Source organism: Mycetocola sp. Y719, assembly GCF_056713205.1.
On sequence record NZ_JBWYGY010000003.1, the window covers coordinates 269988 to 287126 of the forward strand.

General features: G+C 66.8%; 14 protein-coding genes. 9 read left to right on the top strand and 5 right to left on the bottom strand.

What is annotated here, in order from left to right; all coding sequences use genetic code 11:
- Positions 1-5: 5 nt before the first annotated feature.
- Both AC1M0F_RS13205 and AC1M0F_RS13210 read left to right on the top strand, forming a co-directional pair.
- Positions 6-917, top strand: coding sequence for an NAD(P)-dependent oxidoreductase (locus AC1M0F_RS13205; protein WP_480238711.1), 912 nt, complete (start codon positions 6-8; stop codon positions 915-917).
- Between the two features lie 191 nt (positions 918-1108).
- Positions 1109-1468: a hypothetical protein gene (locus AC1M0F_RS13210; RefSeq protein ID WP_480238712.1), complete on the top strand. Its 360-nt coding sequence runs from the start codon at positions 1109-1111 to the stop codon at positions 1466-1468.
- Positions 1469-1499: 31 nt separating this feature from the next.
- Here the strand turns inward: AC1M0F_RS13210 and AC1M0F_RS13215 are convergent, their stop codons facing one another.
- Complete coding sequence (locus tag AC1M0F_RS13215; protein WP_480238713.1) at positions 1500-1952, bottom strand: anthrone oxygenase family protein; 453 nt, start codon at positions 1950-1952, stop codon at positions 1500-1502.
- Positions 1949-2809, bottom strand: coding sequence for an NAD(P)H-binding protein (locus tag AC1M0F_RS13220; protein WP_480238714.1), 861 nt, complete (start codon positions 2807-2809; stop codon positions 1949-1951). The genes AC1M0F_RS13215 and AC1M0F_RS13220 overlap by 4 nt, the downstream gene beginning before the upstream one ends.
- Before the next feature lie 80 nt (positions 2810-2889).
- Here AC1M0F_RS13220 and AC1M0F_RS13225 point away from each other — a divergent pair, with 80 nt between their 5' ends.
- A complete protein-coding gene (locus tag AC1M0F_RS13225; protein ID WP_480238715.1) occupies positions 2890-3858 on the top strand; it encodes an AraC family transcriptional regulator in 969 nt (322 codons plus the stop codon).
- Positions 3859-3957: 99 nt separating this feature from the next.
- Here AC1M0F_RS13225 and AC1M0F_RS13230 read toward each other — a convergent pair whose 3' ends face one another.
- Positions 3958-4566, bottom strand: a complete 609-nt coding sequence (locus AC1M0F_RS13230) for an NADPH-dependent F420 reductase (protein WP_480238716.1) — start codon at positions 4564-4566, stop codon at positions 3958-3960.
- Positions 4567-4690: 124 nt separating this feature from the next.
- Between AC1M0F_RS13230 and AC1M0F_RS13235 the strand changes: the two genes are divergently transcribed.
- From AC1M0F_RS13235 to AC1M0F_RS13250, 4 genes are all read left to right on the top strand, one after another.
- Positions 4691-5143 (top strand): MarR family winged helix-turn-helix transcriptional regulator, encoded by a 453-nt coding sequence (locus AC1M0F_RS13235; RefSeq protein ID WP_480238717.1) that lies wholly within the window; start codon positions 4691-4693, stop codon positions 5141-5143.
- 106 nt (positions 5144-5249) lie between these two features.
- The gene (locus AC1M0F_RS13240) at positions 5250-5417 is read left to right on the top strand and encodes a hypothetical protein (protein WP_480238718.1); all 168 of its coding nucleotides are present in this window, start codon (positions 5250-5252) and stop codon (positions 5415-5417) included.
- A gap of 161 nt (positions 5418-5578) precedes the next feature.
- Complete coding sequence (locus AC1M0F_RS13245; RefSeq protein WP_480238719.1) at positions 5579-6472, top strand: hypothetical protein; 894 nt, start codon at positions 5579-5581, stop codon at positions 6470-6472.
- 60 nt (positions 6473-6532) lie between these two features.
- The gene (locus AC1M0F_RS13250) at positions 6533-7711 is read left to right on the top strand and encodes a hypothetical protein (RefSeq protein ID WP_480238720.1); all 1179 of its coding nucleotides are present in this window, start codon (positions 6533-6535) and stop codon (positions 7709-7711) included.
- A 75-nt stretch (positions 7712-7786) separates the two neighbouring features.
- Here AC1M0F_RS13250 and AC1M0F_RS13255 read toward each other — a convergent pair whose 3' ends face one another.
- The gene (locus AC1M0F_RS13255) at positions 7787-8713 is read right to left on the bottom strand and encodes a DMT family transporter (protein WP_480238721.1); all 927 of its coding nucleotides are present in this window, start codon (positions 8711-8713) and stop codon (positions 7787-7789) included.
- A 251-nt stretch (positions 8714-8964) separates the two neighbouring features.
- Between AC1M0F_RS13255 and AC1M0F_RS13260 the strand changes: the two genes are divergently transcribed.
- Together AC1M0F_RS13260 and AC1M0F_RS13265 are read left to right on the top strand one after the other, a co-directional pair.
- Positions 8965-10194, top strand: coding sequence for an epoxide hydrolase family protein (locus AC1M0F_RS13260; protein WP_480238722.1), 1230 nt, complete (start codon positions 8965-8967; stop codon positions 10192-10194).
- 91 nt (positions 10195-10285) lie between these two features.
- A complete protein-coding gene (locus AC1M0F_RS13265) occupies positions 10286-11869 on the top strand; it encodes a M28 family metallopeptidase (protein ID WP_480238723.1) in 1584 nt (527 codons plus the stop codon).
- 90 nt (positions 11870-11959) lie between these two features.
- On the opposite strand, the gene AC1M0F_RS13270 is transcribed toward AC1M0F_RS13265, so the two are convergent.
- Positions 11960-16996 (bottom strand): lamin tail domain-containing protein, encoded by a 5037-nt coding sequence (locus AC1M0F_RS13270; protein ID WP_480238724.1) that lies wholly within the window; start codon positions 16994-16996, stop codon positions 11960-11962.
- Positions 16997-17139: the final 143 nt, after the last annotated feature.

Sequence of the window (17139 nt, forward strand, 5' to 3'; positions counted from 1 at the left end):
TCCAGATGAGCGAAACGATCGGTGTTCTTGGGCTGGGGCGGATGGGTCTTCCGATTGCCGAACGATTTCTGGCCGCCGGGCACAGGGCTCGGGTGTTCGATGTGGTCGACGCACGGATGGATCGAGCCGTTTCGGCTGGGGCGATCGCGTCCTCGGGGGTCCGCGAGGTGGCATCCGTCGTGGACATTCTCGTGACGGTGCTGCCTGGCCCGCGGGAGTTCGAGGCGGTGATGCTCGGACCGGATGCCGCGCTCGCGGCGATGCGACCCGGATCATGCTGGCTGGACCTGACGAGCAACGATCCCCGGCTGGCGGCCGAAGCAGCACGGCAGGCCACCGAGCGCGGGGTTTTGGGCGCCGGAGCACCGATGGGCGGCGGGATCGCCGAAGCCGCTGCCGGAACGCTCGGCTTCTATTTCGGCGGGACGGACGAGGCGTTCGCGCGGGTCGAGCCGCTGCTCGCGACGCTCGGGGATAGCAGTCGGCTCTCGCGGGTCGGGGCCTCCGTCGACGCCGGCTACACCGCGAAGTTGCTGGCCAACCTGCTGTGGTTCGGGCAGGCCGTCGCCGTGTCCGAGGCGCTTCTGCTCGGCAAGGCGCTCAACCTCGACGTCGGCACGCTGCGCACCGTGCTCGGCAACAGCCCGGGCGGCAGTGCGTTCATCGACCACCACCTCGGCGCGCTCCTGGCCGGGAACTACCTCGAGTCGTTCGGTATCGACCGGGTCGTGGAGGAACTCGACACCCTCACCGACCTCGCCGGTCGCACCGGGACGCCGTTCGAGTTGTCGACCCTGGTGGCACGGATGCATCGAGAGGCGCTGGAGCGGTTCGGCCCGGTTGACGGGGAGTTGCTTGCGGCGAAGCTGCTCGAGGAGCGGGCGGGGACGACGTTGCGGGCGGACGGGGCTGAGTAGAGGCCCTCGGGGACGCCTCGATCTCGACAGGCTCGATCAGCGGGGTGGGCTCGATCAGCGGGGTGGGCTCGATCAGCGGGGTGGGCTCGATCAGCGCGGCGGGGAGATCTCGACAAGCTCGATCAGCGGGGCGGGCTCGATCAGCGGGGTCGGGCAAAGCGGATCCTCGACCATTGTGCAATCGTTCAAGCATGATTCTCTTCGCCATAGCGCTTGGTTCCTTGCTGGTGCTCATCGGCACGGTGTTCCAGATGGTGATCGCGCTACAGAACGGCATCCGTTCTCTCGAAGATTCCCAATCGGACCTCAACCGTGTCGTACGCAATGGACGCGGTCGCAGATATCGGGAAGTGCCACGCTGGCGACTACGCAAACGACGGACGCTCCTGAAGCAACACATCCGGGAATCGGGCGACCCGCTCACGCCTGCCGAAAAGTGGACCTCAGAGTCGTTCGACCGCCAGGCGTTCGGGTGGGGGTTCCTGGTCGTGGGCTCGCTGATCGCGTTCATCGCCTCCTCCGTCGAGTGGGTATACACGCTCGGGTCTTGATCTCGACAAGCTCGATCAGCGGGAGGGGCAGCTACGGAAATGCCACGAGAAGCGCGATTGCGCCAGCGACCGACAGGGCCGTTCGCACGTGGTTCCACGGAATCCACACGCGCTCGAAGCGCGGCCAGTACGCTTCACGGTCGGCGCCCGCTGCAGCCAGCCGCCGGTTGAGCGGCACGTTGACGACGATCGTCGACACGACGGCGGCCAGATACAAAGAAGGGCCGACGACCCGCAGGGCTGATTCCGGCTCAGGGTCCGCCACCGCGGTGACGATGGTGACGACCGATGCCACCGCAGTCACAAGGAACACTCCCGTGAACGGGATGCGCTCCGCCTTCTCGTTGATCGCGACCATGGTGGCGCTTGCCTCGGCCGGCGGTCGGCTCCGGAGCGCCGGCATCACGACCGCCGAGAACGCGAGGAGAAAACCACCGGTCACCGCCGAGCCGACGCCCGCGACCAGCGGAATCCACGCGGTCATCGCGCACCCACAGCGACGACCGAATCCCAAATGCCCGTCGCGGCGACGCGGGCGGCATAGTTCCTGAAGTCGGTGGGTTCCCGGCCCAGTGCCGCGCGCAAATCAGGGGTGAGCGAAGCGTTGCGGCCGTCAAAGATCTCGGTGACGAGCTCCGCAAGCGGAAACGCATCTTCGGCGGGAACCCCGTCGTTGCCCAGGTCGGCGACGAACTCCTCAGGAGAGCACTGCTCGAATTCGATCCTGCGGCCTGTCGCGGCCGCGAGTTCAGCCGCCACCCCAGGGAGGGTGAGGAGTCTCGGGCCGGTGAGCTCACGCATCCGATTCACGTGATCGTCACTGGTGAACGCGTCGGCGGCAACGTCAGCGAGGTCATCGAGGTCGAGGAACGGTTCCGGGATGCCGGGGTCGGCCGGCAGCATCAGCCTGCCCCGGCGCACCGGTCCGAGCAGGAAGTGCTCACTGAAATTCTGCGCAAACCAGGAGCAGCGCAGGATCGTCCACTCAAGCCCGGCCGATCGCACGACCTCTTCGGCCGCGTGCGCTCCGTCTTCGCCTCGGCCGGAGAGCAGCACAAGCCGCTGAACTCCGGCGTCAGCAGCAGCGGCGGTGAGGCTGCTCATCAGTTCGGGCACGCCGGGGAATGCCAGATCGGGGCTGTAGCAGAGGTACGCCGCTTTCATCCCGTCGAGTGCGCCGGGCCAGGTGGAGGAATCGTTCCAGTCGAAGGGGATCTCAGCGCGGCGGGAACCGACCCGGAAGGGGACTGACCGCTCGGCGAGACGGCGGGTGATGCGGGCGCCGGTGCGACCGGTACCGCCGGTGATGAGGACGGGGGAAAGAGGGTTCGTTGTGGTCATGGCCCGATCCTGCCCGCCATAGAATGGACGTTGAATAGCTTTCCGTCTCGGTTCCATGCGCCATCGTCTAAACTCGCGGCATGGACCCGCTCACCCAGTTCTTCACCGAACCCCGCGCGCGTGACGCCTTCACCCTGCGGGTGGTGATGGCGCCGCCCTTCGCCATCGATGTGCGTGACGAGGCCGCCCTGACGCTGGTCGTGCCCGTGCGCGGAGACTCCTGGCTCGTTCCGAGTTCCGGCACCCCTCAACGCCTCAGGCCGGGGCAGATCGCAACCGTCCGCGGCCCGGAGCCGTATCGCCTGAGCGACCGGCCCGACCGTGAACCCACGGTGATCATCGACACCGACCAGGTATGCCGCACACCGGGCGGCGACAACCTCGAGACGACGATGCGGCAGGGCGTGCGCACCTGGGGCAACGACCCAGCCGGCGAGACCGTTATGCTCATCGGCACCTACCCGAGTGAAGCAGCCGTGGGCCAGCTCGTGACATCCGCTTTGCCACGGATCGCCATCTTCGACGAGCACGAAACGGATGCCACGCTCGTCGCGCTCCTGGAACGCGAACTCTCCGCATCAGACCTGGGGCAGGGAAGCGCACTCGACCGCCTGCTCGACCTCCTCCTCATGCAGGTTGTGCGCGCTTTCGGCCGTCGCTCCGATTCGCCCGTGGCCAGCTGGGTGGCCGGCTTCGGCGACCCGGTCGTCGCCCAGGCACTGTCGCTGCTGCATGACGAGCCCGCGACACCGTGGACCGTGGCCGAACTGGCCAACAGGGTGCACGTGTCACGCGCGAAGCTCGCAGCCCGCTTCAGCTCGCTGGTCGGGCAGCCGCCGATGGGCTACCTGACCAGCTGGCGTCTCGCCCTGGCGGCCGATCGGCTGGTCGGCAGCGATGCCACGACCGCGACCGTCGCCGCCGAGATCGGCTACAGCAGCGCATTCACGTTCAGCACGGCATTCTCGCGGGCGTACGGCATGAGCCCGACCGCCTACCGGCGTGGGCGCCGTGAGCGGCTGACGGCAGCAGAACCGTTGATCGAGTAGCGACCGAAGCGCAGCGGAGGCCGCGTATCGAGATCCATGTGCGGCGGGTCTCGATACGCTCCTTCGTCGCTACTCGACCAGCGGGGGTCGCTCGTGTTCTCAGCGGATGACGGCGATGTTGAAGTTCGGGCTCCTGAGGGTTTGCATCAGCCCCGCGAAGAGGAGGAAGTAGTGCTCCGGCCCGCGCGCGGTCTCGATACCGCCGAGGTCGATCTGCTGCTCCACGGGCCAGCCGAGGTCGACAAGCAGGCCAGACACGAGAGCTTTCGCGTGTGCGTCATCGCCCGACAGGAAGACGGACGTGGGGCCACTCACTGAGTCAGGAGCGACGGTGAGGGTTCCCGCCAGCGTGTTGAGCGACTTGACCACCGATGTGCGCGGCAGAGCCTCCTGGAGCACGGCACCGAGACTTCCGTTGGGATACATCAGCTCGAAGCGCTCCGTCACCGCGTTGCCGATGTCGAGGAGAACGTGCCCGGCGAGCAGCTCGGCGTGCGAGGACAGCACCTCGGCGGCAACGGATGCCTGCAGCGCGCTGACAACGAGGTCGGACCCGTCGACCGCCGACGCGACGTCACTGACATCCGGTGCGAGTTCGGGGTGAGATTCGGGGCTGCGTGACCCGAAGGTCACCGAATGACCGGCGGAGCGGAACCCCTCCGCGAGTGTGGTGGCCATGTGGCCGGTTCCGAGGATGGCGATGTGCATGAGAAACCCTTCGTTAGTGGGTCGTTCGGATTCGAACGACCCCATGACGGGTATAACTCGTTCCAATTCGAATTATTCCGATCTTGCCGAATTGATTCGAAGTGGAACCTCCTATGCTGATCAGATGCCACAGGAACTCGCCAAAGGGGAACTCGACGCGTACTTCGCGCTCGTGGTCGCCGGGGACCTCGTCCAACGCGCCATCACCTCCCAGCTCGCCGAGCATCAGCTGACTCCGGTGCAGTTCTCGATCCTGGCGCAGCTCCTCGAAGCGCCGGACGGCGTCCGGATGCGGGACCTGGCCTCCGCTCTCGTTCACTCACGTAGCGGCCTGACCTACCAGGTCACGCAGCTGGAGAAGGCCGGCCTTGTGTCGCGCGTGGCATCCGCCGACGACGAGCGAGGAGTGCTCGCCGTTCTCACCGAGGCCGGGAAGAAGCGGGTACGCGCGGCATTCCCCGGGCATGTTGCCCTCGTCCGCGAGAGTCTCTTCGACCTGCTTCCGCCGGGCGGAGCGGACTCGCTTCGAGAGCTGCTGGAGCCCGTCACCTCGAAACTTCGCGCTGACCGCAGCTGACGCCGTCGACGAGCTCGACGACATCCGACGGTGCGGGCGGGTCGAGTCACCAAAAGTTCACGTGGCGGTTCTCGACCAGCCACGTCGCCACCGGCACTCTTGTCGTGTGACCAATGCAACGGAGCATCCGGACGATTCGGAGAACCCCGCGCCGAAGCGGACCCGCCGGGTGTCGCGGTACACCATCGCGGTCGCGTTCATCTTCGTGGTGATGTTCGGGCTGGTTGCGGTTGTCGTGTTCGCACTGGTGCAGGACGGGGCGCTGCGGATGTGAGGTCGAGCGTGGCGTGATCTCGACAAGCTCGACCGACGGGGTTGGGCTCGATCGACGGAGTTGGGCTCGATCGACGGAGTTAGCGAGGGCGCGGCGGGCCACCCGAACTGGCGGTCCGCCGGGTCGACGGCGGGTGCCGCCGGTACGGCAGACTCGAGAGCATGACGAACCCACCGCAGAGCCCATACGGACCAGCGGACCCCACCCGACAGAACCCACCTCAGCCGCATGCCCTGTTCCACCCGCCGCAGGTGCCGTACGGCTACACGGTGGTCAGGCCGACCCCACCGAAGCGCAGCAACGGCCCGGGGCTCGCCGCCCTGATCATCGGTATCGTCGCTGTCATCATCGCGTTGATCCCGTTCGTCAACTTTTTCGCGTTCCTGCTCGGCCCGGCCGGTGTCATCCTTGGAATCATCGGCCTGGTCCTCGCCGACCGCCCACGCCGAATGGCCGCGTGGGGCCTGACCCTCTCGGCTGTGTCAATGGTTCTCGCGTTCATCCTGATCTTCGTCTACACCTTCGGGGCGATGTTCCTCTTCGGCAACGCCATCGACTACTCGACCCTCGACGCCCAGGGCGGCGAGTCCAGCCGGTACACCTCCGAGCCGATCGTCCCGCTGGCGCTCGGCACCCTCGTCGACCTGACCGACGCCGACGGTGCGAGTGTTTTCGAGGCGACGGTGTCGGCATCCGTTCTCGATGCCGGCGACGTGATCACTGCAGACGGCGGCAGCGCCGAGGCACCCGCCGGGATGAAGTGGGCGATGGCCACGGTCGACCTCACGGTTCTCTCAGCATCCAACCTGCCGTCGGAGCCGATCGCGGTCGACTACATCGCCGCCGACGGCGAGTACTACAGCGACCTCGACGCCTACGCAGTGCCGCCGGAACACGACCTCTCCCAATTGCAGCGCACGCTCGCCCTCGGCGAGAGCGGGACGGCATTCGTGATCGTCGCGATCCCGACAACGGATGCCACGGGCGGCCTGTGGTCGATCCAGTACGGCAGCGAACAAACCGGCACTGCGGAGTACTTCTTCGATCCGTCCTAGGGCGGATACTTCGGTGGACTCCCCCTCGACGTTCGCGGAACTGTGGAGGACACTCAAGTCATGACCAACCCACCGGAGAGCCCGTACGGACCGGCGGACTCCACACCCCAGCAGCCACAGCAGCCACAGCAGCCGCCGGAGTCGACGCCGCAGCCACCTGAGGCGACGCCGCCGCAGCCACCTGAGGCGACGACGCCGCAGCCACCTGAGGCGACGCCGCCGCCGAACCCGACGGAGCAGTACCCGACCGAGCAACTGCCGCCGGAGTACCCGACCGAGCAGTTGCCGCCGCCGTATCCGCCGCCTCCCCCGTCGTATCCGACGAACTACCCGACGCAGCAGTATCCACCGCAGCCTCCGCCCCCGCAGCAACCACCGACGTACAACGCGGCGGACTTCTACCCGCCGCAACCGCAGCCGCCGTACGGCTACACCCTCGCCGGTCAGACCCCGCCGAAACGGACCAACGGCGCGGGCCTCGCCGCCCTCATCCTCGGGATCTGCGGAATCGTCATCGCGTTCATCCCGTTCGTCAACTTCGGCGCGTTCCTCGTCGGGGTCGCCGGCGTGATCCTCGGCATCGTCGGCCTGGCGCTCGTCGACCGGCCACGGCGGATGGCGGCGTGGGGCACCATCCTCTCCGCGCTCTCGCTCGTGATCGCGTTCGTGATGGTCTTCGTCTACACCTTCGGCTTCATCTTCGCCGTGTCCGGCGCCGTCGACGAAGCCACGCGAAACTCCCCGCAACCGACAGACGTCTCCGAGCAGCCGGCGCCGTCACCGACCGACACCGTCGTCGACGTCCACCCGCTCGGCACGGTCGTCGACCTGACCGACGAGTCCGGCGACCCGGTCTACGCGGCGACGATCTCGACATCCGTTCTGGACGCCACCGACGAGGTCTCGGCGATCGAATTGAATCCGGATGCCCCGGCCGGGATGCAGTGGGCGATGGTCACCGTCGAGCTCACCTCCCTCGCCGACACCACCGTCGCGCCGGCCATCGACGTCACGGTCGAGTACGTCACGCCTGACGGAGACTCCTTCACCCGGTTCGACGCGTTCGCACTGGCGCCGGAACCGACCCTCGACGTGCTGTTCGAGCTCGATCCGGACGAGAGCGGGACGGGCAACGTCGTGATCGCGATTCCGACCGATGACCCGTCCGGTGGGTACTGGGCGCTGAAGTATGGGAGTTCGTTCGGCGGTGGGGAGCGGTTCTACTTCGAGGTGGAGTAGAACACGCCGCTGCCGCGAGCGATGAAAACGTATCGGGACCCCGCGAGGTGGGGTCCCGGTGCGGTCGGGAGCGGCCTACTCGACGAGCGTGGTGGCCCGCACCCGCGGCCGCCGCCTCGTCAGCGCCACCCCGACGAGACAGAGGATGCCGCCGACGATCGCAATGAGCGCCGGGAGTTCGCCGAGGAACAGCATCCCCATGAGGATCGCGAGCGGCGGCACGATATAGGTCGAGATCGTCAGCTGCCCCGCCGGCACGCGTGACAGGGCATAAGCCCAAGTGCTGAACGCGATCGCGGTCGGGACGGCTCCGAGGTAGACGACGCCGAGGATCGACGGCAGCGGTGCGGTCTGCACGTCGGCGATGAGCTGTCCCGTGAACGGCAGGCAGGTGATCGTGCCGATCGCGCAGCCGAGCCAGGTCACCTGCCCGGCGGGCAACCGCTTGAGCGCGGGTTTCTGGAACAGCACACCTGCGGCGTAGGTGAGGGCCGCCAGCAAGGCCCACAGCACAGCGATCGGATCGAGTGCGCCCGTGGCATCCCGCGCCCCGATCCCGATCAGGATCACGCCGATGAAAGCGACGCCTGCACCGATGGCGAGCCACTTCGGCAGGCCCTCGCCGAGGAACAGTCCGGCGCCCAGCGCGACGAGGATCGGCGCGAGGTTGACGATCATGGCGGTGGTGCCGGCATCCAGCGTCTGTTCCGCGGTGTTGAGGGCGATGTTGTACGCGCCGAACCAGGCGACGCCGAAACCGAGGATGAGCAGCCATTCGCGGCCGGTGGGTTTCACCCAGCGGCGTCCGATGAGCAGGAGTCCGAGCAGGGCCGTGCCGACCAGAAGCCGGAGGAGCGACAGGGCACCAGGCGAGAAGTCGGGGCCGACACCTCGGATGACGATGAACGCACTCGCCCAGGCCAGCAGCGTCACCGCGATCGCGACGAGGACCAGCGGGCTCAACGTCGTCGGTCGGGTGGGCGCTGCGGTGGAAGTTGACACGCCTCCAGAGTAGGGGCGGCGTCCGACGCTCCGACCGGTCGGGCCGCGATGTGGCGGAGACCTGCCGGAGGTTGGCCGAGATGGGCGGATGCTGCCTCGTCGATCGAGCTTGTCGAGATCACGGGACGGTCGGAATAGCGCAGGATGGTCGCCTTGATCTCGACAAGCTCGATCAGCGGCCTCATGCGGACAAGACCTGACCGGATGCATGCCTACGCTCGGACCACAGACCGTTTCGGAAGGAGCCCGCGATGAACATCCGCCCATTCACGATCGAGGTGCCGCAGCAGGATCTCGACGACCTCACCGATCGGATCAGCCGAACCCGCTGGCCGAACGACGCCACCCCGAGCGGCTGGTTGCGCGGTGTCGAGCTCGGCTATCTGCAGGGGCTCGCCGAGTACTGGCGCACCGAATACGACTGGGCCGCCGCGCAGGCGAACCTCAACCGGTTCGACCATTTCATCGCGGACATCCAGGGCCTCGGCATCCACTTCATCCACCAGAAATCGGGCCGTCCGGATGCCGTTCCGATCGTGCTGATCCACGGCTGGGCGGACTCGTTCTACCGGTTCATCCACCTGATCGAGCGGCTGACCGGCGGCGAAGGTCCGGCGTTCGACGTGGTCGTGCCGTCGCTGCCCGGGTTCGCGTTCTCCGACCAGCGCGCGGCCGGCACCGGCGAGCAGGATGCCGACTTCGCCGCCGAGGTCGTCTCCGAACTGATGGAGGGACTCGGCTATGACCGATACGTCGTGCACGGCGGCGACTGGGGCAGCTCCATCGGCCAGGAAGTCGCCCGCGCCCACCCCGACCGCGTGATCGGGCTGCACCTCACCGACGTGCCGTTCGCGAACATGTACCTCCTCGACGCGAACGAGACCACGGACGCCGAGAAGGAGTTCGTGGCATCCGTCGAGAAATGGGGCGAGACCTCCGCCGGGTACGTGACCATCCAGTCGACCCGCCCGCTCACCCTCGCCTACGGGCTGAGCGACTCCCCCGTCGGACTCGCCGCCTGGCTGATCGACCACTTCGAGCTGTACTCCGAGACGCGCATCGGCAACGACGACCTGCTGACCAACGTGATGCTCTACTGGCTGCGCAACAGCATCCGCTCGTCGATGCGGTACTACAACGAAGGCATGGGCGACTGGTCGGATGCCGACGGGTCGGCCTCGTGGGGCGACACGGGTGCCGACTGGTTCGGCGACACCGGGGCTGCTGCCGGCGAGGGCGCCGCGGGCAGCGGCGAGTGGGCGGCGGATGCCGGTGGCTGGTCGATGAAGATCGACGTACCGACCGCGGTCGCGGTGTTCCCGAAGGACATCACGAATCCCCCGCAGGAGTATGCGGAGCGATTCTTCGATGTGAGGCGGTTTACGCATCAGGAGCACGGCGGGCATTTCGCGGCGCTGGAGGTGCCGGACCTGGTAGCGGCGGACATCCGGGCTTTCGTTGCTGATCTGAACCCTCGCTGATTCAGATTGGGACTGTTCCCGGCGCGCTCGGTCCACCTAAGCTCTCGATCAACGTGTGCCCCGCATGGGGGTACCGAGTGAAAGGGAGACAATGAAGTCAACTGCCACACTTACGAGGCGAGCGCGGACGGTGATGGTCGCTACCGCGACGGTCGCCGCCTTCGCACTCGTTCCGACCGGGGCCGCAATCGCCGCACCCAAGGCCCAAAGTTGCGAGAACCGGAACAACAACACCGTCCAGAAGCTTCTTCTGTGCGTCGATGCCGACGGTGCGATGGAGCATCTTGAGGCGTTCCAGACGATCGCCGATGAGAACGGCGGCAACCGCGCGGCCGGGCTCCCCGGCTACGAGGCCAGCGTCGACTACGTCGTCGAGACTCTCGAAGCGGCTGGATGGAACGTCACGATCGACGAGTTCCCGTTCACGTTCGTCGGTCCGTCCACTCTCCAGCAACTCACTCCAGTGAATGCCTCGTACCCCACCGGTCCGTTCACCGGCAGCGGTCCCGGCAATGTGACTGCGGCCGTCACGCCGGTCGACGTGCAGCTCACCACGCCGAACACCAACACCAGCGGCTGTGAGGCCGCCGACTTCGCAGGCTTCACGCCGGGCAATATCGCGCTCGTCCAGCGCGGCACCTGTCCATTCGGGGACAAGGCGCTGAACGCGGAGGCGGCAGGCGCGGCGGGCGTCATCATCTTCAACGCGGGTGACGACGACACCGCCGCCCGCCAGGACCTCATCGTGGGTACCCTCGGCGGTTCGAACATCGTCGGTATCCCGGTGGTCGGCGCAAGCTACCCGCAGGGCGTCGCGCTGGCGCAGGCCGGTTCGACGGCTCGCGTGATGGTGCCCATGCCCGAGGAACGACCGCAGAAGAACGTCATCGCGGAGCTTCCCGGCAAGAACACCAACAACGTCGTGATGGCCGGCGCCCACCTCGACTCGGTACAGGCTGGCCCCGGCATCAACGACAACGGCAGTGGATCCGCTTCGCTGCTCGAACTCGCCGAGAGCATGTCGAAGCTCAAGCCCGAAAACACCGTCCGCCTCGCGTGGTGGGGTGCTGAAGAGGCCGGTCTGATCGGCTCGGAGGAGTATGTTGCCGGGCTGAGCCAGGCGGAGAAGGACCGCATTGCGCTGTACCTGAACTTCGACATGGTCGCTTCGCCCAACTACATCTTCATGGTGTACGACGGTGACGAGTCAGGCTTCCCGGCACCTGTTCCCGTTCCCGCGGGATCGGTCGCCATCGAGGACCTCTTTGAGAGCTACTTCACGAGCGTTGGCGAGCCATACGACGATGCCGAATTCAGCGGTCGTAGCGACTACGAGGCATTCATCCTCAACGGAATTCCGGCCGGTGGTCTGTTCACAGGCGCCGAGGTCGTGAAGACCGATGAACAGCAGGCAATCTGGGGCGGCATCGCTGGTGAGTCATACGACCAGTGCTACCACCAGGCCTGCGACACGATCGACAATGTCAGCATCGAGGCGCTCGATGTGAACATCGACGCGATCGCGCTCTCCGTGCTCGCGTACTCGTACTCGACGGAGTCGGTGAACGGCGTGGTCGGCAAGAAGGTCCCGGGTGGGCTCAGCCTGCCTGCTCCGGCCGGCCCTCAGGGCACCGTCGGCAGCGACGGAGGCCACTCGCACGGCGACGTCGAGTAGCCGTTTGATCTGAAACACGGGTGGGGGTGCCGGACGGCGCCCCCACCCGTCGTCGTGGACTGGCAGGGTCTCGCTACAGCCGCTGTCGGCCTACTCGTCGAACGGCAGCGGATGCCGGCGGCGTGAACGCCTGAACAGCATCAGTCCGAGTCCTGCCAGAAGGGCGGCGAGCGCCCCGAGCCCAATCAGTCCCACGGGCCCGGCGGTGGCACCCGTGTCGGCGAGGTCATCGCCTCCCGAGCCGGACGGCGAACCAATTGGCGATGAGCCACCGCCCGCCGGGTCGCCAGGACCGGAGCCGCCACCACCCGGCGTCGGATCAGTCGGCTCCTCCGGCTCCTCGATCACCGCGGCCGGGATCACCGTGAACAGGCGCACCTCGGAGTAGTCGACCGCACCGTGCGGGTCAGCGGTCCGCACGTACCAGCCGTGCTCTCCGAGCTCCTCGAGCGGCCAGGTCGCGGTCAGCACGGACCCGCTCGGCACATCCGTGAACCCGGCGATCTCGTTCGCCGTCAGGATTTCGGCGCTGAAGGCATCCGTCGCCAGCGTCTTCGTCGCCGGGGCGATGCCGAGGTCCGCGTACGAGACCTCGAACTCCTGGTACAGGTACGGGTCTTCAACCGGCCCGAGCAGACTCGCCTCATCGGAGTTGTACTTGTCGAGTGACGGCGAGTACGTGCGCACGAGCATCTGCCCGGTCTCGTTGTCGAAGTGCAGCAGTCGCAGGAAGCCCTGCCCGCCCTCCGGCAGACCCTGGTAGTCGAACAGCATCGACTGCACCTTGCGGTCGTTGACGCCGTCACCATCGTCGTCGAACTCATCGACCCGGGTGAACGCGTCGTGGTAGTGCCCGGAGAACACCATCTTCACGTTCGGGTTGGTCGCGACGACCTCGTCCATGATGCGCTGCGGCATGGCGCCGAGCCCACCGGTGGTGAGCATGAACTCGTGCTGGTTGATGATCGCGATGCGCTCGGGGTGAGCCGCGAGCACCTCGTTCATCCAGTCGATCTCAGCATCGCCAGGGCCCCAGCCCATGTAGACCATGATGAAGTCGATGCCGCCGGCGGTCATCAGGTCGTAGTGTCCGCGGTTGTTCTCGTAGCTTCCGCCGTACCAGGGGTTCGCGGCGAACCGCTCCTCACCGAAGTGCTGACCGAAGTAGGTGTAGTCGACCTCCTTGTGGCCGACGTCATGGTTGCCGGCGAGCACGCCATACGGCAGCCCGGCGTCGTCGAACCGCTGGTACTGCGGGTCTGCGTTCTCCCACTGGTACGGCTGCAGGTGGTTGTCGACGACGTCCCCGGTGTGGAAGACGTACTGCAGGTTGAGTTCCTCACGGCGCTCGAGCAGGTAGTCGTGGATCGCAACCTGGTGGTCGTAATACTGCGCGTTGTAGTACTGCGTGTCCGACTCCCACGCGAGCGTGAAGTCGTACTCCGACCGCGGTACGTCCGCCGCGTTGTGCGGGGTGACCGCCGAGTCGCGCTCGGTCTGGTCAGCGGCTGCGAAGCCTTCGGAGTGCTGCACCAGGATGCTGACCTTTCCGTCAGCTGCGTGGGCTCCTGCCTCCACGACACCGGAGAGCGTGAATGCCTCGTCGTCGGTGGTCGTCAGGTGGCGGGTGACCTCGGTCCAGGATGCTCCGTCTGCAGTGAGCGCGTAGAGGATCACCTGCGCGTTCGCGTTCGCGGTTCCCGCCCACGAGACCCGCACGAGAGCGTCAGCACCGGCATCCGCCGGCACGTCGACGTCGAACAGCTGGTACGGGAACTCATCGTCCGAGCTGATCTCAGTGGCGACACCGTCGACCGTCTCGAGTGCTGCGACGTCGCTGGACTTCAGGGCGATCGGCTGCTCGCGGTCGGTGGCCGCGGCATCCTGTGTCGTACCGGACTGCGTTTCGACGTCACCGTCTTCGAGGTCGAGCCGGTAGCCCTCGCGGAACGAGACGTCGAGGATGTCTCCGGTCGGGTCGTCGACCTGCGCAGACAGGCTCACGTCGCCGGCCTCGACCTCGCTGCCTTCGGTGGGGCTGATCGCTCCGCCGGTGGGCTGCTCCTCGAACGTGGTGAACGTCGCCTCGAACCGGGTGACGTTGCCGACCTTGTCGGTCGACTCGATCACCACCGCGTGTTCGCCGGCGTTGAGGGTCAGAGACGAGGTCGTGTAGGGCAGGGTGATCGGCATGCCGTCGAGGGTGGCCGTGTATGAGCCGACCCCTGAACCGGCGTCGGTGATCTCGGCCTCGATGCGGATCTCGCCCTGGTAGGGCGTGCCGTCCACGATCGAGGAGGTGACCTCGGGGGCGGTGTTGTCGACGATCACTGTGCGGCTGAGGCTGTCGATTCCATCGGTCGCCGAGACGACGTGGCTGCCGTCGGTGGTGGCGGTCGTGTCCCAGACCGTCGCCTCACCGGTGAAAGCATCCGCTGGCAGGGCGAACCGGGCGTCGTAGAAGTCGAGCTTGCCTGCGCTGTCGCCCATGTTGAGGGTGAGCGCCGGGTCGTCGTAACCGACCGGCGTGAGAGTGCGGCCGTCCGGGAGGACGAGCCGCATGCCCTTGACCTGGAAGTCGTCGTTGTTCTCGTTGGGGTCGATCTCGGGAGCGGCCTTCGTACCGGCCCAGATGCTCACGACGAGTTCGTCACCCTCGACGACGTAGTCGAGCGGCACGGGGGTGACGATCGTCTCGAAGCCGGTGGGCAGCCCGTCGTCGAAGATGCGCAAGACGTCTTCACCGATACGCACGCCATTCTGGAAGAACGTGTTGACGCCGCCGGCCTCGAACACGAAGGTTGGCGCACTCTCGAGGCTCGGAGCCGACTCGACCGGGTCGCCGTCGATGCTCAGCTCGAGCTCGCTCGGGTAGTCGTCACCGGCCGCGAGGACAGTCGACTCGCCGCCGAGGTACTGGCCCTCTGTCACGTTGAGGCGGACCGGGTCGGTGTTCGCACCGTTCACCGGCACGCGCCGGGTCTCGGTGGTGGTCGTGTTCGAGCCGTCGCGTGCGGTGACGGTGTACTCGTACCATCTCTTGCCGATGAGGTCGGCGGCGTTCACGACGTGTCGGTAGAGGCCGTCGGTCCCGGCGACGAGATTCACCGAACGGATGCCGTCGTCGACGCTGTTCGCGAGGTCCAGTTCCAGCGTGCGCACCTGCACGTCGTCGGTCGCGTCGAGCTCGATGGTGAAGTCTGCGGCCGGGTCGATGGTTGCGGCGGTGAGGTCTTCGACGACCGGTCCTGTGGTGTCGACCGGGTCGATCATCAGGCCGGCAGGAACCTGGTCCTCCTGAATCGTTCCGGGCGTGGAGGACGTGATTCCGAGCATCCGCTGCAGTCCGAGGTCCTCGGGGGTGACGGCGTACCGGATGCCCTGGTCGGCGACGGAATCATCCGTCGCGCCCATGTTGAAGTAGGCGCGGTTGACGCTGAAACCGGTATTGGTGAGGATCTCGATGCCCCGAGGGGCGGCGTTTGCCATTCCTGCGGAGTAGATCTCGACGAGGTTTTTCCCCAGCTCGAGGTTCGTGCCGAACTGGGCGTTGAATGCGTCGGCACCCAGGGCGTCGTTCGGTCCGTTCTTGATCCAGAACACGAGGGTCTTGCCCGGTTCGACCACGGCGTCTGTGGGCTGTGACGGCCAGAGCACTTCGTTGCTGTTGCTCGTCACGTCGATCGGGTAGAGGTAGTTGACCGTGTAGTCGGCGAAGTCGATCGGCTTGCTCGTGGCGTTGTAGAGCTCGATGAACTCGAAACCGTCAGCGGCTCCGACGTTGGTCGAGTCAGGGAGCAGCTCAGTGATCTGCAGGCGGGTCGTGGTGAGTGCCGGGTCGGGCTTGGGGTTCCAGCCGGGAGTCGGCTCGGGGTCCGGGGCTGTGAGTGCCTCGTCTTTCACGACGCCGGGTGTGGCGGCCGCCGACTCGAGGAGGGTCAGGCCGTTCTCGGCGATGTCTCCTGGGATACGGAAGTGCGCGGTGGTCGTCGTCGAGACCGACCCGGCCGGGTAGTGCGACCAGCTGACCGAATCGGCACCGACATCCGTCGTCTGGACCACACGGATGCCGCGGGCTCCGCCGTTCGCCATTCCGTTCTGTCCGGTGATGCGAACGACCTGCGTGTCTGCCGGCACGCTCCACTGGGCGCGGAAGTCCGCTTCGGTGAAGGCGTAGGAGTCGACGTTGCCACTGGTGTAGCTGAGCCAGTAGACGGCAGTCTCGCCGGCGCCGAGGACGAGGTTCTCCTCAGCGGTGAGCGGAACATCCGGGGTCATGTCGTCTGAGCTGACCGGACCGTACGCGAAGCTGTAGCCGGCCGTGGCGAGGTCGATGTCGAGGTTCGTGGTGTTGTGCACTTCGAAGAACTCGAAGTTGTCGAACGAGACGTGGTCGGGCGCGATCTCGGTGACGATGAGCGGCCAGTTCGCGGCGGGGCCGGGCTCCGGCACGGGGTCGGGTTCGGGCACCGGGCGTACGAGTGCGGCGGGGTCGACGACGCCGGGGCTCTTGACGGCGTTGGGTGCGAGCACGTCGAGGCCGAGGTCCGCGGGGTCCTCCGGCAGGCGGAAGTGCACGGCCTGGTCTTCACCCATCGACCCGGTCGGGTAGTGCGACCACGAGACGATGCCATCGGCGCCGAGGATGCGCACACCGCGGTCGCCCCCGTTGGCCATGCCGTTCTGCCCGGTGACGCGGACGACGCGCGTGGCGGCATCCGCCCCGACCGCTTCCTTGAAGCCCTCGACCGTGAATGCCGTGGAGTCGACGGCACCGGTCGTGTAGCTCAGCCAGAACACGACGGTCTCGTTCGGCGCGATGGTCATCTCGCCGTCGACGGCGAGCGGGACGTCTCGGGCCCGGTCATCGGAGTCGACATACGAGTAGGCGAAGGTGATGCCTGCAGCCGCGAGGTCGATGGCATCCGCCGTCGTGTTGTGTACCTCGAAGTACTCGAAGTTGTCGTTGCCCGGATTGTTGGCCACGATCTCGGTGATCACGAGCGGCGGGATGCCGGGAGCTGGGGCGGCGGATGCTGGCGTGGCAGCAAGCAGGCCCATGCCCAGCACACACACAGTGGCTGTGGCAAGAGCTCCGCTGAACCGCCGAAGACGTGGCGTAGACACAGAGGTACCTTCGGTTCGATGGGGGAAGCGTTTCGAACCTATGGACCCGGGAGTACCGGGAAGTGAACGCGGGGTGGCCGGGAGGTGGGTGCGTGGTGTCGGGCCGGTGCGCCGTGACTCCGGGAGGAAATTCGAGGGGTCCA